Origin of the sequence: Actinopolymorpha singaporensis (assembly GCF_900104745.1) — a bacterium.
GTDB lineage: Bacteria > Actinomycetota > Actinomycetes > Propionibacteriales > Actinopolymorphaceae > Actinopolymorpha > Actinopolymorpha singaporensis.
The window spans coordinates 2973959-2997933 of sequence record NZ_LT629732.1 but is presented as its reverse complement, the minus strand read 5'-3'; the positions used below and the strand labels follow the sequence as shown (position 1 = coordinate 2997933).

The 23975-nt window shown below is 71.0% G+C and carries 26 protein-coding genes; 4 read left to right on the top strand and 22 right to left on the bottom strand.

All coding sequences use genetic code 11. The features are described from left to right. Positions 1-34: 34 nt before the first annotated feature. Positions 35-2095, bottom strand: coding sequence for an MDR family MFS transporter (locus tag BLU27_RS13685; RefSeq protein ID WP_092653872.1), 2061 nt, complete (start codon positions 2093-2095; stop codon positions 35-37). A 217-nt stretch (positions 2096-2312) separates the two neighbouring features. On the opposite strand from BLU27_RS13685, the gene BLU27_RS13680 reads away from it, so the two are divergent. Then, positions 2313-3053: a VIT1/CCC1 transporter family protein gene (locus BLU27_RS13680; RefSeq protein ID WP_092653870.1), complete on the top strand. Its 741-nt coding sequence runs from the start codon at positions 2313-2315 to the stop codon at positions 3051-3053. Positions 3054-3092: 39 nt separating this feature from the next. Here the strand turns inward: BLU27_RS13680 and glmS are convergent, their stop codons facing one another. Further along, on the bottom strand, positions 3093-4946 hold the full coding sequence (glmS, locus tag BLU27_RS13675) for a glutamine--fructose-6-phosphate transaminase (isomerizing) (RefSeq protein WP_092653868.1): 1854 nt from the start codon (positions 4944-4946) through the stop codon (positions 3093-3095). 112 nt (positions 4947-5058) lie between these two features. Here glmS and coaA point away from each other — a divergent pair, with 112 nt between their 5' ends. Then, the gene (coaA, locus tag BLU27_RS13670; RefSeq protein ID WP_092653866.1) at positions 5059-6102 is read left to right on the top strand and encodes a type I pantothenate kinase; all 1044 of its coding nucleotides are present in this window, start codon (positions 5059-5061) and stop codon (positions 6100-6102) included. A gap of 31 nt (positions 6103-6133) precedes the next feature. Here the strand turns inward: coaA and BLU27_RS13665 are convergent, their stop codons facing one another. From BLU27_RS13665 to rplM, 5 genes are read right to left on the bottom strand one after another with little or no spacing between them, the layout of a single operon-like run. Continuing rightward, entirely contained in the window at positions 6134-7231 is a 1098-nt protein-coding gene (locus BLU27_RS13665; RefSeq protein ID WP_241827954.1) for a GNAT family N-acetyltransferase, read from the bottom strand. Positions 7232-7283: 52 nt separating this feature from the next. Beyond that, a complete protein-coding gene (locus BLU27_RS29040) occupies positions 7284-7433 on the bottom strand; it encodes a hypothetical protein (RefSeq protein ID WP_157728520.1) in 150 nt (49 codons plus the stop codon). A gap of 59 nt (positions 7434-7492) precedes the next feature. Continuing rightward, positions 7493-8839: a phosphoglucosamine mutase gene (glmM, locus tag BLU27_RS13660; protein WP_092653864.1), complete on the bottom strand. Its 1347-nt coding sequence runs from the start codon at positions 8837-8839 to the stop codon at positions 7493-7495. A gap of 9 nt (positions 8840-8848) precedes the next feature. Next, positions 8849-9379, bottom strand: a complete 531-nt coding sequence (rpsI, locus tag BLU27_RS13655; protein ID WP_092653862.1) for a 30S ribosomal protein S9 — start codon at positions 9377-9379, stop codon at positions 8849-8851. 26 nt (positions 9380-9405) lie between these two features. Further along, a complete protein-coding gene (gene rplM / locus BLU27_RS13650; RefSeq protein ID WP_092653860.1) occupies positions 9406-9849 on the bottom strand; it encodes a 50S ribosomal protein L13 in 444 nt (147 codons plus the stop codon). Between the two features lie 331 nt (positions 9850-10180). Between rplM and BLU27_RS13645 the strand changes: the two genes are divergently transcribed. Both BLU27_RS13645 and BLU27_RS13640 read left to right on the top strand, forming a co-directional pair. Next, positions 10181-11662: a PQQ-dependent sugar dehydrogenase gene (locus BLU27_RS13645; protein ID WP_241827953.1), complete on the top strand. Its 1482-nt coding sequence runs from the start codon at positions 10181-10183 to the stop codon at positions 11660-11662. Between the two features lie 141 nt (positions 11663-11803). Next, positions 11804-12229: a hypothetical protein gene (locus tag BLU27_RS13640; RefSeq protein ID WP_092653858.1), complete on the top strand. Its 426-nt coding sequence runs from the start codon at positions 11804-11806 to the stop codon at positions 12227-12229. A 72-nt stretch (positions 12230-12301) separates the two neighbouring features. Here the strand turns inward: BLU27_RS13640 and BLU27_RS13635 are convergent, their stop codons facing one another. The 15 genes from BLU27_RS13635 to rplO form a co-directional block, all read right to left on the bottom strand. Further along, positions 12302-13984 carry an ABC-F family ATP-binding cassette domain-containing protein gene (locus BLU27_RS13635; RefSeq protein ID WP_092657658.1) on the bottom strand — a complete coding sequence of 561 codons (1683 nt, stop codon included), beginning with the start codon at positions 13982-13984 and terminating at the stop codon, positions 12302-12304. A 155-nt stretch (positions 13985-14139) separates the two neighbouring features. Continuing rightward, complete coding sequence (locus BLU27_RS13630; RefSeq protein WP_092653856.1) at positions 14140-14742, bottom strand: class I SAM-dependent methyltransferase; 603 nt, start codon at positions 14740-14742, stop codon at positions 14140-14142. After that, entirely contained in the window at positions 14739-15605 is an 867-nt protein-coding gene (gene truA / locus BLU27_RS13625) for a tRNA pseudouridine(38-40) synthase TruA (RefSeq protein WP_092657656.1), read from the bottom strand. Before truA ends, BLU27_RS13630 begins: the two co-directional genes overlap by 4 nt. 98 nt (positions 15606-15703) lie before the next feature. Then, positions 15704-16261: a 50S ribosomal protein L17 gene (rplQ, locus tag BLU27_RS13620; RefSeq protein WP_092653854.1), complete on the bottom strand. Its 558-nt coding sequence runs from the start codon at positions 16259-16261 to the stop codon at positions 15704-15706. 135 nt (positions 16262-16396) lie between these two features. Then, positions 16397-17410, bottom strand: a complete 1014-nt coding sequence (locus BLU27_RS13615; RefSeq protein ID WP_092653852.1) for a DNA-directed RNA polymerase subunit alpha — start codon at positions 17408-17410, stop codon at positions 16397-16399. 82 nt (positions 17411-17492) lie between these two features. Next, positions 17493-18101, bottom strand: coding sequence for a 30S ribosomal protein S4 (gene rpsD, locus BLU27_RS13610; protein WP_092653850.1), 609 nt, complete (start codon positions 18099-18101; stop codon positions 17493-17495). Positions 18102-18139: 38 nt separating this feature from the next. Next, on the bottom strand, positions 18140-18547 hold the full coding sequence (gene rpsK, locus BLU27_RS13605; protein WP_092653848.1) for a 30S ribosomal protein S11: 408 nt from the start codon (positions 18545-18547) through the stop codon (positions 18140-18142). A gap of 81 nt (positions 18548-18628) precedes the next feature. Further along, the gene (gene rpsM, locus BLU27_RS13600) at positions 18629-19009 is read right to left on the bottom strand and encodes a 30S ribosomal protein S13 (protein ID WP_092653846.1); all 381 of its coding nucleotides are present in this window, start codon (positions 19007-19009) and stop codon (positions 18629-18631) included. 205 nt (positions 19010-19214) lie between these two features. After that, positions 19215-19328 (bottom strand): 50S ribosomal protein L36, encoded by a 114-nt coding sequence (gene rpmJ, locus BLU27_RS13595; protein ID WP_020575560.1) that lies wholly within the window; start codon positions 19326-19328, stop codon positions 19215-19217. A 102-nt stretch (positions 19329-19430) separates the two neighbouring features. Continuing rightward, positions 19431-19652: a translation initiation factor IF-1 gene (gene infA, locus BLU27_RS13590; RefSeq protein ID WP_092653844.1), complete on the bottom strand. Its 222-nt coding sequence runs from the start codon at positions 19650-19652 to the stop codon at positions 19431-19433. A gap of 291 nt (positions 19653-19943) precedes the next feature. Further along, positions 19944-20381: a DUF1707 SHOCT-like domain-containing protein gene (locus tag BLU27_RS13585; RefSeq protein ID WP_241827952.1), complete on the bottom strand. Its 438-nt coding sequence runs from the start codon at positions 20379-20381 to the stop codon at positions 19944-19946. A 180-nt stretch (positions 20382-20561) separates the two neighbouring features. Further along, the gene (gene map, locus BLU27_RS13580) at positions 20562-21395 is read right to left on the bottom strand and encodes a type I methionyl aminopeptidase (protein ID WP_092653840.1); all 834 of its coding nucleotides are present in this window, start codon (positions 21393-21395) and stop codon (positions 20562-20564) included. Positions 21396-21415: 20 nt separating this feature from the next. Continuing rightward, entirely contained in the window at positions 21416-21982 is a 567-nt protein-coding gene (locus BLU27_RS13575) for an adenylate kinase (protein ID WP_092653838.1), read from the bottom strand. Next, positions 21979-23277: a preprotein translocase subunit SecY gene (gene secY, locus BLU27_RS13570; RefSeq protein ID WP_092657654.1), complete on the bottom strand. Its 1299-nt coding sequence runs from the start codon at positions 23275-23277 to the stop codon at positions 21979-21981. Before secY ends, BLU27_RS13575 begins: the two co-directional genes overlap by 4 nt. 205 nt (positions 23278-23482) lie before the next feature. Then, positions 23483-23974, bottom strand: coding sequence for a 50S ribosomal protein L15 (rplO, locus tag BLU27_RS13565; RefSeq protein ID WP_092653837.1), 492 nt, complete (start codon positions 23972-23974; stop codon positions 23483-23485). Position 23975: the final 1 nt, after the last annotated feature.

Sequence of the window (23975 nt, the reverse complement as noted above, 5' to 3'; positions counted from 1 at the left end):
TCGTTCCCGTCGTATGCGTAAGGCGGGCCCAGCCTCACGGGTGCCGGTCACGGCGGATCGGCGAGCGGCCGGGGGCGAACGCCTCGCGGTCGGCCTCCTCGCCCAGCGACGTGGACGCCAGGTGCTGCAACAACGCGGACAGCTCGGGATGCTCCTCCGGTCGCCATCCTTCGAGCCGCCGTCCCAGCGCTGCCCGGCGGGTGGCCACCAGCTGGTCGACCGCCGCCAGCCCGGACGGAGTGACCTCGAGGCGCCCGCCGTCGCGGCTGACGTACCCCGCCGCCAGCAGCGTGTCGACGTGCGGCCCGGCACGTTCGGGTGGCACCCGCGCCACCGCCGCCAGGTCGGCGGCCCGCGCCGGGCCCGCCCGCGCGAGCCGGCACAGCGCCCACAGCGAGCCGGCCGGTAGCGCCACGCCGGCCGCCCTGCCGAGCTGCTGGTACAGGCCGCGGGCACGGTCGTCGCGGCGCACCAGCAGGCTGAGCGCGCGTTCGATCTCCTCCTGCGAGGTACACACGGCCATCCGGCCGGGCATGCCCTCGACGTAGTCGGCAGTGGTGGCGGTGGCCCGCAACGGAAGCTCACGCAGGAACCACGCCAGTACGAACGCCGCGAGCGCCACCGGTGTCGCCCACACGAAGACCGAGTGGATCGACACCGCGTACGCGTGCAGCAGCGCCTCTCGCACCTGCGGTGGGAGCGTGGCCATCCGGGCCGGTTCGCGGGTGATGGTGGTCGGGTCGAACCCGCCGGGCAGTGACCGCCCGTGCAGCGCTGACGCCACGTTGCCGAGCAGTTGGTTGGAGAAGATCGCGCCGAACACCGCCGTACCGAACGCGCCGCCGATCGACCGGAAGAACGTCACTCCCGACGTGGCCGCGCCGAGGTCCTCGTAGTCGACGGCGTTCTGCACCGCGGTGAGGAGCACCTGCATCACCAGGCCCAGCCCGGCGCCGAGCACGAGCAGCGAGCCGGCGATCGCCTGCGTGGTGGAGTACTCGTCCAGCCGGGAACACAGGAACAACCCCACCGCTATCGTCGGCGTACCCACCAGCGGGAAGACGCGGTAGTGGCCGGTACGGCTGACCACCAGCCCGCTGGCCACCGAGGTGGCCAGCAGCCCCAGCACCATCGGCAGCAGGTAGATCCCCGACAGCGTCGGGCTGACCTGGTGCACCACCTGCAGGAACAACGGCAGGAACGCCAGCGCGCCGAACATCACGAACCCCACCACGAAGCCGATCGCGGCACCGATCCGGAAGACCGGCAGGGCGAGCAGCCGGGGGCTCAGGACGGGCTCGGCCGCCCGGCGTTCGACCGCGAGCCACACGCAGACGAGGCCGACGGCGGCCACGAACAGCCCGACGATCACCGGCGAGGTCCAGACGTACTGCGTACCGCCCCACGACGTGGCCAGCACCAGGCAGGTCGCGGCTGCGGCCAGTGTCAGCGCCCCGAGGTAGTCGATGCGGTGCCGCACCCTCGCGCCGCCGGCACGCCGGGACGGGAGCACCACCGCGACCACGGCCAGCGCCACCGCACCCAGGGGCAGGTTGACGTAGAACACCCACCGCCAGCCGAGGTTGGTCACGAAGAAGCCGCCGAGCAGCGGGCCAGCGACGCTCGCGATCCCGAACACCCCGCCGAAGATGCCCTGGTAGCGGCCGCGCTCGCGGGGGCTCACGACGTCACCGACCAGCGCCATCGTCAACACGATCAGCCCGCCGCCGCCGACCCCCTGCAGCGCGCGGAAGCCGATCAGCTCTCCCATCGACCGCGCCTGCCCGCACAGCATCGAACCGACCAGGAAGACGAGGATCGCGGCCTGGAAGAGGCGTTTGCGGCCGTACTGGTCGCCGAGCTTGCCCCACAGCGGCGTGGAGACCGTCGAGGCCAGCAGGTAGGCGCTGACCACCCAGGACAGGTGGGTGAGCCCGCCCAGGTCGCTCACGATCGTGGGCAGTGCGGTGGCGACGATGGTCTGGTCGAGGGCCGCCAGCAGCATGGCCAGCATCAGGGCGGTGAAGATCGCGGCCAGCCTGCGAGGAGGCGCCTGCGTCGGCGCCTCGACGGTCTGGCTGGCTGGTCCGCTCATCCGCCGGTTCCCGGATCGGGCCGCCGCGGGCCGGCGGCCGGTCGACTTTCCCGCGAGTCGTCTCTCCCGCGAACCGTAGCGCGGCGCTGCCCGCCGCGAAGGCCCCAGACGGACGGGCTCGTCACGGTCCGTGCACGCCCACGCGGCCGGTCCGGGGGCGAGGTCGGTGAGGCTGTCCTCGCTACCGTCTGTCGGCCGTACTGGCTAGCGTTCCCCCATGAGCGACGCGCGGACCGAAACCGGCAGCGAGGAGATCCACGCGAACGACGCAGACCAGGGCATCGGCAGCGTCTCGAACAGGCTGAACTGGCTGCGTGCAGGCGTGCTCGGCGCCAACGACGGGATCGTCTCCGTCGCCGGCATCGTCGTGGGTGTCGCCGCCGCCACCGCCGAGGTGTCGGCGATCCTGGTCGCCGGCATCGCCGGTCTGCTGGCCGGGGCCTTCTCCATGGCCGCGGGTGAGTACGTCTCGGTGAGCACTCAGCGTGACACCGAGAAGGCGCTGCTGGACAAGGAGCGCTGGGAGCTCGCCCACATGCCCGACCAGGAGCTGGAGGAGCTGGCCCGGATGTGGGAGGCCAAGGGCATCTCCTCGGAGCTGGCCCGCAAGATCGCCGAGGAGCTCACCGAGCGGGACGCTCTGCGGGCGCACGCCGAGATCGAGTTCGGGATCGACCCCGACGACCTCACCAGCCCCTGGCACGCCGCCCTCGCGTCGTTCGTCGCGTTCACCATCGGTGCCCTGCTGCCGATGGCGGCGATCATCTTCCCGCCCACCAGCCTGCGGGTGCCGATCACGTTCGGCGCCGTCGTGGTCGCCCTGGTGGTCACCGGCGCCGTGAGCGCCCGCCTCGGTGGCGCCAAGCCGCGCCGCGCCGCCATCCGCACCGTCGTCGGCGGGGCGCTGGCGATGGTGGTGACCTACGGCGTCGGCCACCTGGTCGGCGTCGGCGTCTGACGCCGCTCTCGCTACGCCACCGCCCGCCCAGGCCACCGTCTACTCGACCGTCACCGACTTCGCCAGGTTGCGCGGCTGGTCGACGTCGTTGCCCCGCGCCATCGCGAGTTCACAGGCGAAGATCTGCAGCGGGACCGTCGCGACCAGCGGCTGCAGCAGGGTGGGCACCCGCGGCAGCCTGATCAGCGTGTCCGCCCACGGGACGACCGACTCGTCGCCCTCCTCGGCGAGCACGATCGTGCGGGCGCCGCGGGCCCGGATCTCCTGCACGTTGCTGACGATCTTGTCGTGCAGGACGTCGCGACCGCGCGGGGGTACGACCACCACGACCGGCAGCCCCTCCTCGATCAGCGCGATCGGCCCGTGCTTCAGCTCACCCGCCGCGAACGCCTCGGCGTGCATGTAGGCGAGTTCCTTGAGCTTGAGCGCACCCTCCAGCGCCACCGGGTAACCGACGTGGCGGCCGATGAACAGCACCGACTTCGCGGTGGCGAGCTCCCGGGCCAGCGCCCGGATGTCGGCCATCGTTCCGAGTACGGCACGGACGGCCGCGGGCATCCGGTCGAGCTGGTCGACCTCGGCAGCCACCTCGTCCCCGAACTTCGACTCGCGGACCTGCGCGAGATACAGGCCGATGAGATAGCAGGCCACCACCTGGGTGAGGAACGTCTTGGTCGCCGCCACCCCGACCTCGGGGCCCGCGTGGGTGTAGAGCACCGCGTCGGACTCGCGCGGGATCGTCGAGCCGTTCGTGTTGCAGATCGCGAGCACCCGGGCGCGCTGCTCGCGGGCGTGCCGCAGCGCCATCAGGGTGTCCATCGTCTCCCCGGACTGCGAGATCGCGATCACCAGCGTCGCCCGGTTGAGAATCGGGTCGCGGTAGCGGAACTCGCTGGACAGCTCCACCTCGCACGGGATTCGGGTCCAGTGCTCGATGGCGTACTTCGCGGTGAGGCCGGCGTAGAACGCCGAACCGCAGGCGATGATGACGATCTTGTCGATCTCCCGCAGTTCGTCGTGGGACAGCCGCATCTCGTCCAGCCGCAGCCGGCCCTGCGGCGTGAGCCGTCCGAGCAGGGTGTCGGCGACCGCCTTGGGCTGCTCGGCGATCTCCTTCAGCATGAAGTAGTCGTGGCCGCCCTTCTCGGCGGCGGAGATGTCCCAGTCGACGTGGTAGTCGCGGGTCGGTGCCTTCTGCCCGGCGAAGTCGGTGACGGTCACCGAGTCGGCGGTGATCGTCACAACCTGGTCCTGGCCCAGCTCGACCGCGTTGCGGGTGTGCTCGATGAACGCCGCCACGTCGGAGGCGAGGAAGTTCTCCCCCTCGCCGCGGCCCACGACCAGAGGGGAGTTGCGGCGGGCGCCGACCACGACGTCCGGCGCGTCCGCATGCACCGCGACCAGCGTGAACGCGCCCTCGAGCCGGCGGCACACGTGCCGCATCGCCTCGGCGAGGTCGCGGCCGCTGGGCTCCCAGGCGTCCTCCAGCAGGTGGGCCACCGCCTCGGTGTCGGTCTGGGAGGTCAGCTGGTGACCCTGGGCCTCCAGTTCGGCACGCAGCGCCGCGAAGTTCTCGATGATGCCGTTGTGGACCACCGCCAGCCGGCCCGCGCAGTCGATGTGCGGGTGGGCGTTGGGGTCGGTCGGCGCCCCGTGGGTGGCCCAGCGGGTGTGGCCCATCGCCGTACCGCTGGCCGGCAGGGGGTCCTCGCTGAGCGCCGCCTGGAGGTTGGCGAGCTTGCCGGCCCGCTTGCGGACCCGCACCCCGCCGCGGTCGGCGACCGCGACCCCGGCCGAGTCGTACCCGCGGTACTCCAGCCGGCGCAGGCCCTCGACCACGACGTCGACACCCTTGGCCGAACCCGAACCTACGTACCCGACGATTCCGCACATGGAAGCTCAGGGTAGCCACCAGCGGTGAACGCCGGGCGACCATCGGGCAAGAGGAGGGCTTCCGAGTACCGCCTGTGACGGGCCGAACGGTCGTCAGGGAAGAATCGGGCCCATGCAGCGCATCCGGGAGGCCCGCCTCGTGAACGGCACGACCACGCCGTACGTCGAACTCGACCGGACCGCCTGGTCGCGGCTGGCCGCCTCCACCCCACTCCCCCTCACCGCCGAGGAGGTCGAGCGCCTGCGCGGCCTCGCCGACGAGATCGACCTGGCCGAGGTCCGCGAGGTCTACCTGCCGCTCACCAGGCTGCTCAACCTCTACGTGCGAGCCACCGGCGCGCTGCACCAGGCCACCCAGACGTTCCTCACCAGCGAGCCGCCGCACCCGGGCGAACCGGGTGCGACCGGGGCGAACGGCACCAACGGCGGTGTCGCCGGTGCCGCCCCGACGGCCGGGCGGACCCCGTTCGTCATCGGCATCGCCGGGTCGGTCGCCGTCGGCAAGAGCACGGTGGCCCGGCTGCTGCGCGAACTCCTCGCCCGCTGGCCGGACCACCCCCGGGTGTCGCTGGTCACCACGGACGGCTTCCTGCTCCCGAACGCCGAACTGGAACGCCGGGGCCTACTGCAGCGCAAGGGCTTCCCGGAGTCCTACGACCAGCGGGCGCTGCTGCGGTTCGTGGTGGCGGTGAAGTCCGGCGTGCCGGTCGTCACCGCACCGGTCTACTCCCACCTGAAGTACGACATCGTTCCGGACAAGCGTCTCGAGGTGCGCGCACCGGACATCCTGCTCATCGAGGGCCTGAACGTCCTGCAGCCTGCGCGGGCGCACGAGGACGGCCGGCGCGGCCTCGCGGTCAGCGACTTCTTCGACTTCTCGATCTATCTCGACGCCTCGCCGGCCGACGTGCGGGAGTGGTACGTCAAACGGTTCCTGGCGCTGCGTGAGACGGCGTTCCGGGACGAGGAGTCGTACTTTCGCAGGTACGCCGACCTCAGTCACGCCGAGGCGGTCGAACGCGCCTGCCGGCTGTGGGACACCATCAACGGCCCGAACCTCGAACAGAACGTCCAGCCCACCAGGGGCCGGGCCCGGCTGGTGCTGCACAAGGGCGCCGACCACTCGGTGACCCGGGTACGGCTCCGCAAGATCTGAGCCGTCGCGCCGGGCCCCACGAAGTGCGGGCTCACAGCTCGCGCTGCCATTCCTGGCAGGCGTCCATGATCCGGTAACCGAGCTCGACGTTCACCGCCACCATCGGGCCGTTCTGGACGGCGTTCCAGGTGTCGACGCGGGTCACTTCCGGGTGCGCCTCCGACAGCGCCTGGGTGTTGGCGACCTTCAACGCGAGCCCGAGCCGGTGACCGCGGTGCGCGGCGTGCACCAGGGTGTCCCACTGGTACGCCCGACCGGGCTCGTGCCGGGGTACCGCGAGCTGGGTGTGCCCGGCGAGCGTTCCGTCCGGTGCGACGGCGACCGTGGTGAAGAGGGTCCGTCCCTGTGCCGCCGTGCGGTCCTCGGCCTCCCGCAGCCGGGCGACGTCCCAGACCTCCTGCTCGTAGTCGAGGTCGCCCAGCGGTGCGTCGGCCGAGAGCCGGCCCTTCAGCTCGGCGTACTGCTCGGCGTACTCCGCGGGACACGGACCCGACCAGGACACCAGGCGGTAGTCCGAGGCGCGCTGGGCGGCCTTGCCGGCGAGGGTTCGCAGGTGCAGCGGCTCGACCGGCAGCCGGAGCTGCCGGCGCAACTCCGTGTTGCGCAGGGTGAAGCCGAGAATCCGTGCGAACGCCACCCCGGGCCACTCCTCGTGCGGCGTGCCGTCGGGGACGTTCACCTCGGTCAGCAGGCTGATGCGGCCCTCGGCTCGTGCCCGCTCGACCACGTGGCCGTACAACGCGCTCCCCACGCCTCGCCGCCGGTGCTCCGGCGGGACGCCGATCTCGAAGATCGCAAGGCGGAGATTCTCCCGCAGCGGAAACTGAACCTCACCCGCACCAACCACGTCGCCGTTGCCGTCGACGGCGACGAACGGCTCCCGGCGCATGCTGGAATCGGCCGCACGGTGGAGGACCAGGCTCTCCTGGAGCGTCCAGGCGGGCGGGTCCTGCAGGCCGGCCATCAGGCCCGCGTGGAACACCGCGTGCCAACGCCGCATCGCGGTCTCGTCGGCCGGGTCGACGACGGAGACGTTCACGGGCGCGGCGTTCCGCGCGCCGGCGCCGTTGCCCGGCTCCGGCGATGCGTCCGGGTTCGTCTGCAGCCCGACGTCGTTGTCTTCGCGCACGCGGGGAGCCTGCCACGACTACTTTCGCCCCGCCAAGACGTTTTCCGGCGAGTCACAGATCGACCTGGCCGCCCGGCTCCGGCCGGGTGAACGTTCCTCCCAGCGGCCGGCATTCGAACCCGCTCCATGCACCGGGATCGACGACGAGAGTCGCGCCGTCCGTCAGCCGTACGCAGGCATGTCCCAGCTGGGTGAGCGGCATGTGCCCGACCTCCCGTTGTCGTCCCACGAGGACAGGGCGGTCTAGAGGGCCAGCGCGGTCTAGAGGGCCAGCGCGCGCTGGACGGTTCGGGCGAGCTGGTCGGCCACCTGCTGGGCGTGTTCGCACGTCGGCGCCTCGACCATCACCCTCACCACGGGCTCGGTGCCCGAAGGCCGGAGTACGACTCGGCCGGTCTCCCCCAGCTCGGCGCCGGCCGCGGTCACGGCGGCGGCCACGTCGGGGTCGGTGTCGGCCCGGGTCCGGTCGACGCCACGCACGTTGACCATGACCTGCGGAAGCCTGGTCATCACCGCGGCGAGTTCGTCCAGCGGCCGGCCGGTTGCCGCCATCCGCGCCAGCAGGTGCGCGGCGGCCAGCACACCGTCGCCGGTGGTGGCGTGGTCGAGCAGGACGATGTGCCCGGACTGCTCGCCGCCGAGGTTGAACTTGCCGGTCTTCATGGCTTCCAGGACGTACCGGTCGCCGACCTTGGTCTGCTCCACCGCGATGCCCTCACGCTGCATCGCCTGCGAGAAACCGAGGTTGCTCAACACGGTGGCGACCACGGTGTCGGAGGCGAGCCGGCCCGCCTCGCGCAGGCTGAGGGCGAGGATCGCCAGGATCTGGTCGCCGTCGACGATGTTGCCGAACCGGTCCACGGCAAGACAGCGGTCGGCGTCACCGTCGTGGGCGATCCCGACGTCGGCGCCGTGCTCGGCGACCGCCGCGACCAGCGACTCCGGATGCGTGGAGCCGCAACCGTCGTTGATGTTGAGGCCGTCGGGCTCGGCGTGAATGGGGATCACCGTCGCGCCGAGCCGACCGAGCGTCTCCGGAGCGGTGCGATAGGCGGCGCCGTTGGCACAGTCGACCACCACGCGGAGCCCGTCGAACCGGTTGGGCACCGATCGCACCAGGTGGGCGACGTAGGCGTCGAAGCCGTCCCGGTCGTCGGTCACCCGGCCGACGCCGGCTCCGGTGGGCCGCTGCCACGGCTCCCGGATGCGGGCCTCGATGAGGTCCTCGAGGGCGTCGTCGAGCTTGTGCCCGCCCCGGGAGAAGAACTTCACGCCGTTGTCCGGCATGGGGTTGTGCGATGCGGACAGCATCACGCCGACGTCGACGCCCATGGCGTCGGTCAGGTGCGCGACCGCGGGCGTGGGGATGACACCGAGACGAATGACGTCGATGCCCGCGCCCGCCAGGCCCGCCACGACCGCGGCCTCCAGAAACTCCCCGGAGGCACGCGGGTCACGACCGACCACTGCCCGCGGCCGGTGTCCCTCGAACGCGCCGACCTCGCCGAGCACGTGCGCCGCGGCGACGGACAGGTCGAGGGCGAGTTCGGCGGTGAGCTCGCCGTTGGCGAGCCCCCGCACTCCGTCGGTGCCGAACAACCGGCCCACGGTGAGGACTTACCGCTTGGAGTACTGGGGAGCCTTGCGGGCCTTCTTCAGCCCGGCCTTGCGGCGCTCCTTGGCCCGCGGGTCACGCGTCAGCATGCCGGCCCGCTTCAGCGGCGGACGGTTGGCCTCGGCGTCGACCTCGTTCAGCGCCCGTGAAATGCCGAGCCGCAGCGCACCCGCCTGGCCGGTGACGCCGCCACCGTCGAGGTTGGCGATCACGTCGTACCGACCGTCCAGGTCGAGCAGGACGAACGGCTCGTTGACGTGCTGCTGGTGGACCTTGTTGGGGAAGTACTGGTCCAGCGTCTTGCCGTTGATCCGCCACTGGCCACTGCCGGGGAAGACCCGCACCCGCGCCACGGCTTCCTTGCGACGACCGGTCGCGGCAGCCGGGCCGATGGCCGCCGGCCGGGGAGCAGCCGAAGCAGCCTCGGGAGCGCTCTCGGAGCTGTAGGCGACGGTCGCGTCGCCCTCGGTCTGGCCGGCGGCGCCCTCGACGGTCGCGCCCTCGGCCTCGACAGTGGTGGTGGACTCAGCCACGGGATTCCTCACTTCGGCGCAGTCGGTTACTGCGAGATCTGGGTGATGGCGTAGGTCTGCGGCTTCTGAGCCTGGTGCGGGTGGTTGGGGCCCGCGTAAACCTTCAGCTTCTTCAGCAGCTTCCGGCTCAGGCGGTTCTTGGGAAGCATTCCCCACACCGCCCGCTCGATCGCCTTACGAGGGTCCTTCTCCAGCAGTTCGCCGTAGGGAACCGCGGAGAGCCCGCCCGGGTAACCGGAGTGCCGGTAGGCGAACTTGGTCTCGCGCTTGTTGCCGGACAGCGCGACCTTCTCGGCGTTGATGATGACGACGAAGTCGCCGGTGTCGACGTGCGGCGCGTAGGTCGGCTTGTGCTTGCCGCGCAACAGCGTCGCCGCCTGGCTCGCGAGCCGACCGAGGACGACGTCGGAGGCGTCGATGACGTGCCACTCGCGTGGGACGTCGCCGGGCTTGGGGCTGTAGGTGCGCACAGTCGTCGGCCTTCGCTGATCGTCGGGGTGAGCCGTGCCATGGCGACACGACTGGTCTTGGTGGAACTTCTCCGGAACGGAGAGTGCGCTCGCGCATGGCAGCAGCCAGCAGGCGCAACGACCGCCCAGAATACTCGGGGCTCGGCGGACTGGTCAAAATGGGTGCCGATCCCGCCCCGAACGAGTCCCGGGACGGACCCCAGCCACCGTCCGGGCTCGGCTCCGACGAGCAGGATACCCCGGTTCGCCCCGGGATCCGTATGCTCGCGAGGACACACGATCACACACGAAGAGTCGCCGTCTGTCCACCGTGCGCTACTAGGATGGTGGGGTGCTCGCCGCTCGACGCCGCCACGTCGGGTCGACCACGGGGACCGTGGGGACCAGGAGAACCGGGAGTGCCAGGAGGACCAGGGGCACCTGGCCGCACGCCGTGACCGCGGTGACCGGCGTGGTCCTCCTGGCCGGGCTGGTCACCGCCTGCGCGGTGCTGCCGGTGGCGGCCCCCTCCCACAGGCCGTCCCCGTCGCCGACGCCGGTCGTGCTCAACGGCCCGAAGCCGACAAGCTTCGCGTTCCTGCGCGCCCCGCGGAACGCCGTACGAGGTGACGGCCTGATCGCCTCCCAGCGAACCCTCGTCACCCATCTGGACGTCCCGTGGGGAGTGGCGTTCCTGCCCGACGGCAGCGCCCTGGTCACCGAGCGCGCGAAGCGCCGGATCCTGCGGGTCGGGCCGCGGCGCACCGCGAGCGGCGAGCTGACCGTCACGCCGCTGACCTCCGTCGAGGGCGTGTACTCCAACAACGAGGGCGGGCTGCTCGGCATCGCGGCGTCTCCCCGCTTCGCCCGCGACAAGACGGTGTTCGTCTACTACACGACGAAGGTCGACAACCGGATCGCCCGGATGCGCCTCGTCGGGCCCCGGCCCAGACCGGAGGCGATCGTCACCGGGATCCCGCTGGCCGGCGTGCACAACGGCGGCCGGCTCGCGTTCGGCCCGGACGGATATCTGTACGCCAGTACCGGCGACGCCTCCCGCGCCGGCGCGTCCCAGGACGTTCGCAACCTCGGCGGGAAGATCCTGCGGATGACCACCGACGGCAAGCCCCCGCCCGGCAACCCGTTTCCCGGCTCCCTGGTCTGGTCGTACGGCCACCGCAATCCGGAGGGGATGGCCTGGGACGCGAGCGGCCGGATGTACGTCGCGGAGATCGGCGAGGCGATGTGGGACGAGCTCAACCTCGTCCTGCCGGGCCGCAACTACGGCTGGCCCAAGGTGCAGGGAATGGGCCGGATGGCCGGGATGACCAACCCTGTCGCCGTGTGGCGGCCCGAGGTCGGCGTGACCGACGGCATCGCCATCATCGGGCACGCCGCGATCATCACCTGCCTGCGCGGACAGCGGATCTACCTCGTGGACCTGGGCCGGCCGATCGACTTTGCCAGTACCCGGATCGTCGGCACGGGCACGGGTGAGGCGAGCATCCGGTGGCGACCGGCCGCCGGCGTGCTGGGACGGCCGTTGGCCGCGCTGGTCGGGAAGTACGGGCGGCTGCGCGCGGCGGTCGTGGCACCGGACGGCAGCGTGTGGCTCACGACGTCCAACCGGGACGGACGCAACCAGCCGGTTGCCGAGGACGACCGGATCATCCGGCTCACGCTGCGCCCGGCCGCGATGCCGGGTGCCACCGGCGGGTCCGGCGTCACGCCCGGTCCGACGGCCGGCCCGACACGCGGTCCGGCGCGCAGTCCACTGCCCAGTCCGATGCACAGTCCCATGCCCAGTCCCATGCAGAGCCCGACCGTCCGCTGACTCCCTGCCGCGGGCCACGGCCACTCCGGGAACCGGCGGGGACGGATCGGGCGATCGGTACGAAGCACCGCCTGTCGCTGTCGGACGGAAAGCGTCCGTCGGCTCGTTTCCCCGTCCCGACCGGGGGAATCAATGCCAGCGATGATCGACCTTGACCCCGTGCTCCGCCCCTGGCGGGGCACCACGCCCTGGCAGACACCGCTGCCGAACTGGGGACGAGAGAGCGCCGGACCGGCCTTTCGGTCCCTGGTCCGCGCGTACGGGTTGAGCCTCACCGCCCACGAGCCGCCGGACGAGGAGTGGATCGTGGTCCGCAACGGCGAGGCCACCGCGATCGCCTCCGCGTTGTTCCCACTCGCGTTCGTCACCGACGGGCTCGACGAGATCGTCCGCACCGCGCTGCCGCGCCTGACCCTGGTGGCACTCGCGTCGACCGTCGCGGTCGACTACCGCGCGTCGGCGGACGTCCTGCGCGACACGCTGTTGCGGGACGGCTGGACGAACGACTTCTCTCCCGAGGGGTTCAGCGTCTCCGACCTGCTGGTGGAAAGCGTCCAACCGGTCTAGGACCTGCACCACGCGGCCGTCGGCCCGGCACGCGCCTGCGCACGCACCGGGCCGGCGTACCCGCGTCGTGAGTCACCGCACTCGGCGGACCCGACCCTCGTCCCACACCGGTTCGTCGGACTCGTAGACCTCCCCGTCGGCACCGAACACGAGGAACCGGTCGAAACCGCGAGCGAACCACCGGTCGTGAGTCACCGCCAGCACGGTGCCCGCGTACGACGCCAGCCCCTCCTCCAGAGCGTCCGCCGACGCCACGTCGAGGTTGTCGGTCGGCTCGTCCAGCAGCAGCAACGTCGCACCGGACAGCTCCAGCAAGAGGATCTGCAGCCGCGCCTGCTGGCCGCCCGACAGCGAGTCGAAGGTCTGCTCGCTCGCTTCGGCGAGTTCGTACCGGTCCAGCGCCCGGGCCGCCTCCTCCCGCGGCATCCCCGCGCGGTGCTCGTCCCCGCGGTGCAGGATCTCCAGCAGGGTGCGGCCGACGAGTTCGGGGTGCTCGTGCGTCTGCGCGAACCAGCCCGGCCGCACCCGCGCGCCCAGCTTCGCGCGCCCGCTGTGCGCGACCGGTGTGATCACCGCGTCGCCGACCGGCAGGTGCTCGCGTTCGGGCAGCGTGCCACCGGCGGCAAGCAGCCGCAGGAAGTGCGACTTGCCCGAGCCGTTGGAGCCCAGCACGGCCACGCGTTCGCCGTACCACACCTCCAGGTCGAACGGCTTCATCAGACCGGTCAGCTCCAGGTCGGTGCACACCACGGCCCGCTTGCCGGTGCGCCCGCCACGCAAGCGGACCTTGACGTTCTGCTCGCGCGGCACCGCCTGCGGCGGGCCCTTCTCCTCGAACTTCCGCAGCCGGGTCTGCGCTGCCTTGTACGCCGCGGCCGCGCCGTCGTTGAGTGTGGCCTTGAGTTTGTACAGCGCCACGAGATCCTTGAGCTTCTGGTGCTCCTCGTCCCAGCGACGGCGCAGCTCCTCCAGCCGGGCGAACCGGTCCCGCCGTGCCTGGTGGTAGCTCGCGTACCCCTGCGGGTGGGTCCAGGCAGTGTTGCCGGCCGCACCCAGCTCGACCGTCACCACCCTGGTCGCGGTGTTGGCCAGCAGCTCGCGGTCGTGGGAGACGTACAGCACGGTCTTCTGGCTCTCCCTGAGCCGCTCCTCGAGCCAGCGCTTGGCGGGTACGTCGAGATAGTTGTCCGGCTCGTCGAGCAGTAGCACTTCGTCCGGTCCGCGCAGCAACGCCTCCAGCACCAGCCGCTTCTGTTCACCGCCGGACAGCGTGCGCACCTCGCGGTAGCGCGCCCGGTCGAACGGCAGGCCGATCGCCTCGGTGCAGCAGACGTCCCACAGCACCTCCGCGTCGTACCCGCCGGCGTCCGCCCAGTCCGACAGGACCTGTGCGTAGCGCAGCTGGGTTCGCTCGTCGTCGCGTTCCATCATCGCCAGCTCGGCCCGGTCGACCGCGGCCGCGGCCTCGCGCACCCGCGGCGGCGCCACCGACAGCAGCAGCTCGGCCACGGTGGTGGCGTCGCGCACGCTGCCGACGAACTGCCGCATCACGCCCAGCCCGCCGCCCCGGGTCACCGCACCCTCGTGCGGGGCGAGGTCTCCGGCGACGATGCGGAGCAGGGTGGTCTTGCCCGAGCCGTTCGCACCGACCAGGGCGACCTTGGCGCCCTCGCCGACGCGGAACGACACGTCGTCCAGCAGCACCCTGCCGTCGGGGAGCTCGTACCTGATCCCGGCCACATCCACATGTCCCACGGGACCCAAGTGTGACGGCCGCGCGCGCCGGGAGCGAACTCGTTTTCCGCCTCGGTCCGCGCAAGGGCCGCGGATGCCGGAGTTCGCCGGGTTCGTTCCCGCTGTCCGTCAGGCAGCCGACAGGCGGGCGGTCAGGCGGGCGGCCGGGCGGGCCGTCAGGCGGGCGGTCGTACGGCGAGCACGCGGAAACCCTTGGCACTCGCGTGCCGCTCACACCGCCAACCCTGCTCGGCCAGCCACCGCTGCAGCGAGTCGGCGCCGAGGTTGCGGCCCACCACCAGCCAGGCCACACCATCAGGGGCGAGCCGGGGCAGCCAGCGTTCGAGCAGCGCGTGCAGGGCAGGCTTGCCGATCCGGATCGGCGGGTTGGACCAGATCTGGTCGAACCGCACGTCGCCGGGCACGTCGTCCGGCGCGGCCACCCGGACCCGCTCGGCCACCCCGAGCCGGGCGGCGTTGTCGCGGGTCAGGTCCAGGGCGCGGGTGTTGACGTCCACCGCCCAGACGGTGCTGCCGGGCACCTGGGTCGCCAGGACGGCAGCGATCGGCCCCCAGCCGCAGCCGAGGTCGAGGAACGTGCCCGGCCGCGCGGGGAGCGGCACCTCCCGCATCAACACCGAGGTGCCGAGGTCGAGCCGGTCACCGGAGAAGACGCCGGTCGAGGACCCCAGCGTGTAGGCCTGTCCGTACGCCGAGAAGGTCACCGTCCGGGGCGTGGCCTTCGACTCCGGTGTGGCGGCGAAGTAGTGGTCGCTCACGGTGCCGGTGTCCTCCTTCGGCGGGCCTGCTCGGCCCTGGCGGCGAGTTCCTCGGCCGGCGGGTAGCCGACCTCCTCCAGCGTCAGACCACGGGCGGGTACGACGTGCACGCCGGAGTCGCGGACGCGTCCGGCCAGCACCTGCCCCGGCCACTCGACCGGACGGCCGCCCTCGCCCACCCGCAGCAGGGCACCCACCAGCGCCCGGACCATCGAGTGGCAGAACGCGTCCGCCACCACCCGGCACACCAGCAGCCCGGACGGGTCGCGGTCCCACCGGAGCTCCAGCAGTCGCCGGATCGTGGTGGCGCCCTCCCGTCGCCGGCAGAACGCCGCGAAGTCGTGCTCGCCGAGCAGGCGTTCGGCGGCGGCGTTCATGAGCGCCAGGTCCAGCGGCCGGCGATGGTGCTGGAGCACCTCGTGCCGGCGCAGGGGGTCCTCCGCCGCCGGGTCGGCGCACACCCGGTAGGCGTAGCGCCGCCACAGGGCGGAGAAGCGCGCGTCGAAGCCGGGCGGTGCCACCCGCACGTCCCGGACGCGGACGTCGGGCGGGAGCGCCCCGAGCAGCCGGGTGGTCAGTGCGACCTCGGGGCTGCGCGTGGAGCGCCCCGACGCGGCCGCGAGCGACGCGGAAGGTACGTCGACGTGGCACACCTGGCCGCGGGCGTGCACTCCGGCGTCGGTGCGCCCCGCGCAGGTGACCGCGGCTGGGCCGGGCAGGCGCAGTACCCGGACCAGCGCCTCCTCCAGCTCACCCTGCACGGTCCGCTGCCCCGGCTGCGCGGCCCAGCCGGCGAAGTCGGTGCCGTCGTAGGCCACGTCCAGCCGCAGGCGTACGTCCTGCTCGCCCTGCTCGCCCTGCACATCCGCGGCGGCCTGCTCACCCGGAAGGCACGCGAGCCCGCCGGCCTCCTGGGTAGGAGGCACAGCGGGCTCGTCGTGCGCGGGTGGACGGTCGGCCGTCAGGACTTACCGTCCTGGTCGCCCTCACCGGCCTGCTCGGCACCGCTGGAGTCGGCCGAGTCCTGCGCCGGGGTCTCCGCCGAGGTGTCCTGCGCCGGGGCCTGCGCCTCGGTCGTGGTCTCTTCCTCGGTGGGGGCCGCGGCCGGAGCCGGCGTTGCGGCGGCCCGGTTACCGCCGCTCGGCGTCGACGTGGTGATCGGGCCGCTCTCGACCAGCTCGATCACCGCCATCGGGGCGTTGTCGCCCTTGCGGGGGCCGAGCTTGGTGATGCGGGTGTAGCCACCCGGGCGGCTTTCGAAGCCCGGGCCGATCTCGGCGAACAGCGTGTGCACGACCTGCTTGTCGCGGATCACCGAGTGCACCTGCCGACGCGCGTGCAGGTCACCTCGCTTGGCCTTGGTGACCAGCCGCTCCGCGAACGGGCGCAGCCGACGGGCCTTGGTCTCCGTCGTGGTGATGCGGCCGTGGCGGAACAGCGACGTCGCGAGATTGGCCAGCATCAGCCGCTCGTGCGCGGGGCTGCCGCCCAGACGGGCGCCCTTGGTGGGAGTAGGCATCGAACAGGTTCTCCTTCCTGCACCGGCCGGATCAGGTACCGGTGTCAGTGCGGGCGAGTACCCGGAGGTCCCGCCCGCGGATGGGTGGGGTCACAAACTGCTTGCGACCGCGCAGTACGCCAGGGCCCTCGAGCCTCAGTACTGCTCGGTCTCGGCGTAGCTCTCTTCCTCCTCGTCGAAGGAGTCGACCGCCGCCGTCGGGTCGAACCCGGGCGCGCTGTCCTTGAGGGACAGGCCCATGCCGACCAGCTTCTGCTTCACCTCGTCGATGGACTTGGCGCCGAAGTTGCGGATGTCCAGCAGGTCCTGCTCGCTGCGCGAGATCAGCTCACCGACGGTGTGGATGCCCTCGCGCTTGAGGCAGTTGTACGACCGGACGGTGAGGTTGAGGTCCTCGACCGGAAGCGCCAGGTCGGCGGCGAGCTGGGCGTCCACCGGCGACGGGCCGATGTCGATGCCCTCCGCGTCGACGTTCAGCTCCCGGGCCAGACCGAACAGCTCGACCAGGGTCTTGCCGGCGCTGGCCACCGCGTCGCGCGGCCGCATGCTCGGCTTGGTCTCGACGTCGACGATCAGCCGGTCGAAGTCGGTGCGCTGCTCGACGCGGGTCGCCTCCACCTTGTAGGTGACCTTGAGGACCGGCGAGTAGATCGAGTCGACCGGGATCCGGCCGATCTCGGCGTCCGCCCTCTTGTTCTGGACGGCGGAGACGTAGCCGCGGCCGCGCTCGACGACCAGCTCCATCTCCAGCTTGCCCTTGCCGTTGAGAGTGGCGATCTGCAGCTGCGGGTTGTGCACCTCGACACCGGCCGGCGGCGCGATGTCGGCCGCGGTGACGTCACCGGGGCCCTGCTTGCGGAGGTACATCGTCACCGGCTCGTCGTGCTCGCTGGAGACGACGAGCTCCTTGAGGTTGAGGACGACCTCGGTCACGTCCTCCTTCACCCCGGGGATGGTGGAGAACTCGTGCAGGACGCCGTCGATCTTGACGCTGGTGACCGCCGCGCCGGGGATCGACGACAGCAGCGTGCGCCGCAGGGAGTTGCCGAGCGTGTAGCCGAAGCCCGGCTCGAGCGGCTCGAGGACGAACCGCGAACGGTGTTCGTCGACGACTTCCTCGGTCAGGGACGGGCGCTGTGCGATGAGCATGGTTCGTTCCTTTCCGCGACATCCGCCATATGACGTCGCGAATGGTGGTGCCCCGGGGGCGCGTGGGCCCCCGGGGGTTGGATCAGACCTTCGAGTAGTACTCGACGATCAGCTGCTCCTGGACCGGGATGTCGATCTGGGACCGGACCGGGAGCTGGTGGACGAGGACCCGAAGGCTGCCGGGGAGAACCTCCAGCCAGCCGGGAACGGGTCGTTCGCCGTGGGTTTCGCGGGCGATCACGAACGGCGTCGACTCCCGCGACTTCTGCCGTACGTCGATCACGTCGTGTGCACTGACCTGGTAGCTCGGCACGTTGACCTTCTGGCCGTTGACCTGGAAGTGGCCGTGAACGACCAGCTGCCGGGCATGGCGCCGCGTGCGGGCGATGCCGGCGCGGTAGATCACGTTGTCGAGCCGGCACTCCAGGAGCTGCAGCAGGTTGTCGCCGGTCTTGCCCGGACGCCGGTGGGCCTCCGCGTAGTAACGGCTGAACTGCTTCTCCAGGATGCCGTAGGAGTAGCGGGCCTTCTGCTTCTCCCGCAGCTGCAGGAGGTACTCGCTCTCCTTGGGGCGCCCGCGGCCGTGCTGGCCGGGCGGGTACGGACGGCGCTCGAACGCCTTGTCGCCGCCGACGAGGTCGGTTCCGAGTCGGCGCGACTTCTTGCTCATCGGTCCGGTGTAACGGGCCATGGTTGAGACCTACTCCTTCGTGGTACGCGCAGCTCGGGTCAGACGCGACGCCGCTTCGGCGGGCGGCATCCGTTGTGGGGCACGGGGGTGACGTCCTGAATGGTGCCCACCTCGAGGCCGGTGGCCGTGAGGGAGCGGATCGCCGTCTCGCGGCCCGAACCCGGCCCGCGGACGTAGACGTCGACCTTCTTCATGCCGTGTTCCATCGCCCGGCGGGCGGCCGCCTCGGCGGCCATCTGGGCGGCGAACGGCGTCGACTTGCGCGAGCCCTTGAAGCCCACGGTGCCGGCGCTGGCCCAGGCGATCACCGAACCGTTGGGGTCGGTGACGGTCACGATCGTGTTGTTGAACGTGCTCTTGACGTGCGCGTGCCCGAAGGCGACGTTCTTCTTCTCCTTGCGGCGCACCTTCTTGGCGGCGCCGGCGGTCCTGCTCTTGGGAGGCATGAGCTCGGCAAACTCCTGAAATCGAGGTGGGGATCAAGTCCCGGAATCGGTTGACGTTGCGGGCTGGGTGGAGCCGGCGGCCTACTTGCGGCCCGGCTTCTTCTTCCCGGCGACGGTCTTCTTGGGGCCCTTACGGGTGCGCGCGTTGGTGCGCGTGCGCTGACCGTGTACGGGGAGACCGCGGCGGTGCCGCACGCCCTCGTAGCAACCGATCTCGATCTTGCGCCGGATGTCGGCGGAGACCTCACGACGGAGGTCACCCTCGGTCCGGTAGTTCGCCTCGATCCAGTCGCGGAGCTTCACGAGCTCCTCGTCGCCCAGCTGGTGGACGCGGAGGTCGGGGTTGACCCCGGTGCCGTCCAGCGTCTCCAGGGCGCGGGTGCGACCGATGCCGAAGATGTAGGTGAGTGCCACCTCGATGCGCTTGTCGCGCGGAAGGTCGACACCGACGAGTCGTGCCATGTGGGGCAGGTTTCCTTTCGGTTGGCGGAGGTCTAGCTCACGTGCCGCGTCCCGGTCTGCCCTGGACCGCCGAGCCGTTTCGACTCGGGCGTTCCGACCGGGCCCCGGCCTCCGACCGGGGGTGACACCGGTGCGGGTGCACCGATGAGCGGTCACGCTTGGGTTGGGTGTGGTGAGCCGCACCCGCTGGCGAACCGCGCCAGGCTCAGCCCTGGCGCTGCTTGTGCCGCGGGTTCTCGCAGATCACCATGACCCGGCCGTGCCGCCGGATCACCTTGCACTTGTCACAGATCTTCTTGACGCTGGGCTGGACCTTCATGACTTCTTCTCCGGACGGGAGCACTGCTCCCATCAGTCCACTCGGCGGGCTGGCCCCGCGTACGGGAATGTCGGCTCCACGGGGGCGGCACCCCCGCTGTTGCTAGCGGTAGCGGTAGACGATCCGCCCACGAGTCAGGTCGTAGGGTGAGAGCTCCACCACCACGCGGTCCTCGGGGAGGATCCGGATGTAGTGCTGCCGCATCTTGCCGCTGATGTGCGCGAGGACCTTGTGGCCGTTCTGGAGCTCCACGCGAAACATCGCGTTGGGGAGCGCCTCGACCACCGTGCCCTCGATCTCGATGACACCTTCCTTTTTCGGCATGTCCTCCGCACTTCGCCTGGCTTGTGTGAACGTCGCGGGCGTACGTCTTGGTCACTGCCCACCCGCATCTGTGCCCGCCCACGCACGATCGACCAGCCGCTGGGCAGGGAAAGACCGACGTCAGAGTTTACGTCACAGGTGGGCAGGATGCGAAACCGGCACCGACCCGCCGCTCGGTCGGGCCTCGCCATCCTGTGAAATGCCCCCGAACCGGGTCGATCCGGCCGGGACTCGACGGCTGCCCCCGATCCTAGCCGGAGCCTGGCGGGTTCCTGGCCGAAGGAGCCTCGATCAGTCCCGGACGTACCGGCGGCCCGCCGTGATCGTGGCCAGGATCGCCCCCCACGGGCCGGCCACCCAGATCGGCCAGAAGTACTCCAGATGCCCGTTGGTGATGCTGACCAGGATCCAGACGACCAGGTTGACGGCCACGGCCGCCGCCCAGATGGTCCACATGACCGCGAGTGCCTTGTCCCGGCGGGCGGGGCGGGTGGGGTGGGCGGGCGCGGGACGGTCCGGGACGACCGCCTGCGTGTGCGGCGTGCGGCTCACCGGCAGATCGCGTACCAGCGGCTCGAGCTCGCCGTAGGTCTGCGCGGAGTAGAGCGCGTCCAGGCGATCCTGGAACTCCCCGAGGGACAGCCGTCCCTCCGCGTGCGCGTCACGAAGCCGGGAGGCGATCTTCTCCCGATCGCCGTCGGAGGCGCGCATGTCCGGTCCATATGGCACGTGGACAGTGTGCCCCGGCCGCACCCGGAACCGCATCCGGGATGACCCCCGAGGGGAAGCGGGAGGAAACCTCCTGGACAGGGGTGGGGTCCGCCCTACCCGGGGTCGGCGGTAGTACCCAAACGGGGTGGTGTCGCGTACCCAGGGAGCAGGTACGTCCCCGCGTCCTGTCTGTGCGCCCTACCCGACGGGCTGGTGGCCCTGCCCGCCGACGGAGATGCCGAGTTCGGCGAACTTCGCCGCTCCCCCGTCCAGCGCGGTGAGCACCCACGGCCCGGACTCGGTCAGCGCCACCGTGTGCTCCACGTGCGCCGCCGTGCCGCCGTCGCGGGTGACCACCGTCCAGTCGTCCTCGAGGACGTCGGTGTCCTGGGAGCCCAGGGTGATCATCGGCTCCACCGCGATCGTCAACCCCGGCTGCAGCCGCGGGCCCTTGCCGGGCTTGCCGAGGTTGGGGACGTTGGGCGGCATGTGCATCTGGGTGCCGATCCCGTGGCCCACGTAGTCCTCGACGATGCCGTAGTCGCCCTGGCCGCGTACGTGAGCCTCCACCGCGGCGGAGACGTCGCTGAGCCGGCCACCGGTGCGCACCGCGGCCAGCCCCCGCCACAGCGCCTCCTCGCAGACCCGGGCGAGTTCGAGCAGCCGCGGCTCGACCTCTCCCACGGGGACGGTGATCGCCGCGTCGCCGTGCCAGCCGTCCACGATCGCGCCGCAGTCGATGGAGATGAGGTCACCCTCACGCAGGGTCCGGCCGCCCGGGATCCCGTGCACCACCTCGTCGTTGACCGAGGTGCAGATCGAGGCCGGGTAGCCGTGGTAGCCGAGGAACGACGGGACCGCCCCGCTGGCCCGGATCCGCTCCTCGGCCAGTGCGTCCAGGTCGGCGGTGGTGACACCCGGCGCCACCGCCGCGCGCAACGCCTCCAGGGTCTGCCCGACCACCAGCCCGGCGGCCCGCATGAGCGAGATCTCGGCCGGCTTCTTCAGGTGCAGTCTGCGGTCTGAGAACACGGTGCCTCCTGTCGCCCCGCCTACTTCGCGAGCGCGGACAGCACCCGTTCGGTCACCTCGTTGACCTCGCCCATGCCGTTCACCGGCACCAGGAGCCCGCGGCCGTCGTACACGTCGAGCAGCGGCTCGGTCTGCTCGGAGTAGACCTCCAGCCGGCGCCGGATGACGTCCTCGGTGTCGTCGCTGCGGCCGCTCTCCTGGGCGCGGTTGAGCACCCGCTTGACCAGCTCGTCGGGGTCGACGGTGAGCACCAGCACGCGCTCCAGGGACACGCCCTCGTCGGCGAGGATGTCGTCCAGCGTCCCCACCTGGGCGAGGGTGCGCGGGTAGCCGTCGAGCAGGAAGCCGTGGTCGGTGTCCGGTTCGTCCAGCCGGGCCCGCACCATGCCGTTGATGATCTCGTCGGGGACGAGCTCACCGGCGTCGAGGTAGCGAGCCGCCTCCCGGCCGAGGAGCGTGCGGTCCTCGACGTTCTGCCGGAGGATGTCGCCGGTCGAGATGGCCGGGATGCTCAGTCGTTCGGCGATCTTCTTGGCCTGGGTGCCCTTGCCCGCTCCGGGTGGACCCATGATGAGCAGGCGCGTCAACGCAGGAACCCTTCGTAGTGCCGCTGCTGGAGCTGGCTCTCGATCTGCTTCACCGTGTCGAGACCCACCCCGACCACGATCAGGATGGACGTGCCGCCGAACGGGAAGTTCTGGTTGGCCCCGATGAGCGCGAACGCGATCAGCGGGATCAGTGCGAGCACGCCCAGGTAGAGGGAGCCCGGTGCGGTGATGCGCGAGAGCACGTACTGCAGGTAGTCCTCGGTGGGCTTGCCGGCGCGGATGCCCGGGATGAAGCCACCGTGCTTCTTCATGTTGTCGGCGACTTCCGTCGGGTTGAACGTGATGCCCACGTAGAAGTACGTGAACGCGACGATCAACAAGAAGAAGCCGAGCATGTAGACCGGATGGTCGCCCCGGGAGATGTTGGTGGTGATCCACTGCGCCCACGGGGCGTTCGGATTGAACTGTGCGGCGAGCACCGGCACGTAGAGCAGGCTGGAGGCGAAGATCACCGGGATCACGCCGGCCTGGTTGACCTTGAGCGGGATGTACGTCGAACTGCCGCCGTAGGCACGCCGGCCGAGCATCCGCTTGGCGTACTGCACCGGAATCCGGCGCTGGGCCTGCTCGACGTAGATGACCGCCCCCATGATGACGAGGCCGATCGCGATCACCGCGAGGAAGGTGACCCAGCCCTTCTGCTGGCGGATGCCCCACAGCGCGGTCGGGAAGCCCGCGGCGATCGACACGAAGATCAGCACCGACATCCCGTTACCGACGCCGCGGTCGGTGATCAGCTCGCCGAACCACATGATCACGCCGGTGCCGGCGGTCATCGTCAGCACCATCGTCACCAGGGTGAGGATGCTGTCGTTCGGGATGATCGTCTCGTTGCAGCCCTGGAACATCCGGCCCGACCGCGCCAGCGCCACGATGGTGGTCGACTGCAGGATGGCCAGGCCGATGGTGAGATACCGGGTGTACTGCGTGATCTTCTGTGTGCCGGAGTGCCCCTCCTTCTTGAGGGTCTCCAGGCGCGGGATCACGACCGTGAGCAGCTGGATGATGATGCTCGCCGTGATGTACGGCATGATCGTGAGCGCGAAGACCGACAGCTGCAGCAGCGCGCCGCCGGAGAAGAGGTTGAGCATCCCGTAGATGTTGTTGCCGCCACCCGAAAGTGCGGGATTCAGGCAACGGCGTACGGCCGCGGCGTCCACCCCTGGCGTGGGTAGCACCGAACCGACCCGGAACAACGCGATGATGAAGAGCGTGAAAAGCAGCTTCTTGCGCAGGTCCGGCGTCTTGAACGCGTTGACGAACGCGGTGAGCACCCAGTCCTCCTGCGTACCGCCTGGCGGCGGATCCTCGTGATCGGTGGACACCACTGGGAACCGACGCGACGCCGCCCCGGAGCCCTGACGTTCCCTCGGACAATACAGCCCGCTGGGGCCGACGACGCCGCGCGGGGCGCCCCGGCGGGGTCCCATGGAACCTTACCGCCGGCGGCGCCCCACTTTGTCGCGCGTGCGACGACTTCTACAGCTCGGTGACCGTTCCACCCGCCGCGGTGATCTTGTCCCGCGCACTCTGGGAGAACTTGTGCGCGGTCACCTCGAACGCCGCCGACGCCTCGCCGTCACCGAGGACCTTGACCGGGCGGTCCGGCCGGACCGCTCCGTGGGCGATCAGCGCCTCGACGGTGACGTTGCCGCCGTCGGGGTAGAGCGCGCTGATCTTGTCCAGGTTGACCACTTGGTACTCGGTGCGGAAGGGGTTCTTGAAGCCCTTCAGCTTCGGCATCCGCATGTGCAGGGGCATCTGACCGCCCTCGAACATCGCGGGGACGCTGCCGCGGGCCTTGCTGCCCTTGGTGCCGCGCCCGGCCGTCTTGCCCTTGCTTCCCTCACCGCGACCCACGCGGGTGCGGGCGGTCTTGGCGCCCGGCGCCGGCCGCAGGTGGTGGACGCGCAGCGGAGTGCCGCCCGCGCCCTCCCGCTCCGCGGTGTTGTTCCTGGCCTGGCTAGCCATC

Bases quoted from the DNA above. Each gene is read 5' to 3' on its own strand.
- BLU27_RS13615 (WP_092653852.1), bottom strand. From the start codon at position 17,410: ATGCTCATCGCACAGCGCCCGTCCCTGACCGAGGAAGTCGTCGACGAA.
- BLU27_RS13680 (WP_092653870.1), top strand. From the start codon at position 2,313: ATGAGCGACGCGCGGACCGAAACCGGCAGCGAGGAGATCCACGCGAAC.
- BLU27_RS13640 (WP_092653858.1), top strand. From the start codon at position 11,804: ATGATCGACCTTGACCCCGTGCTCCGCCCCTGGCGGGGCACCACGCCC.
- rpsK (WP_092653848.1), bottom strand. From the start codon at position 18,547: ATGCCTCCCAAGAGCAGGACCGCCGGCGCCGCCAAGAAGGTGCGCCGC.
- rplO (WP_092653837.1), bottom strand. From the start codon at position 23,974: ATGGCTAGCCAGGCCAGGAACAACACCGCGGAGCGGGAGGGCGCGGGC.
- rplQ (WP_092653854.1), bottom strand. From the start codon at position 16,261: ATGCCTACTCCCACCAAGGGCGCCCGTCTGGGCGGCAGCCCCGCGCAC.
- rpsD (WP_092653850.1), bottom strand. From the start codon at position 18,101: ATGGCCCGTTACACCGGACCGATGAGCAAGAAGTCGCGCCGACTCGGA.
- coaA (WP_092653866.1), top strand. From the start codon at position 5,059: ATGCAGCGCATCCGGGAGGCCCGCCTCGTGAACGGCACGACCACGCCG.
- glmS (WP_092653868.1), bottom strand. From the start codon at position 4,946: ATGTGCGGAATCGTCGGGTACGTAGGTTCGGGTTCGGCCAAGGGTGTC.
- rpmJ (WP_020575560.1), bottom strand. From the start codon at position 19,328: ATGAAGGTCCAGCCCAGCGTCAAGAAGATCTGTGACAAGTGCAAGGTG.
- BLU27_RS13685 (WP_092653872.1), bottom strand. From the start codon at position 2,095: ATGAGCGGACCAGCCAGCCAGACCGTCGAGGCGCCGACGCAGGCGCCT.
- rpsM (WP_092653846.1), bottom strand. From the start codon at position 19,009: ATGGCACGACTCGTCGGTGTCGACCTTCCGCGCGACAAGCGCATCGAG.
- infA (WP_092653844.1), bottom strand. From the start codon at position 19,652: ATGCCGAAAAAGGAAGGTGTCATCGAGATCGAGGGCACGGTGGTCGAG.
- BLU27_RS29040 (WP_157728520.1), bottom strand. From the start codon at position 7,433: ATGCCGCTCACCCAGCTGGGACATGCCTGCGTACGGCTGACGGACGGC.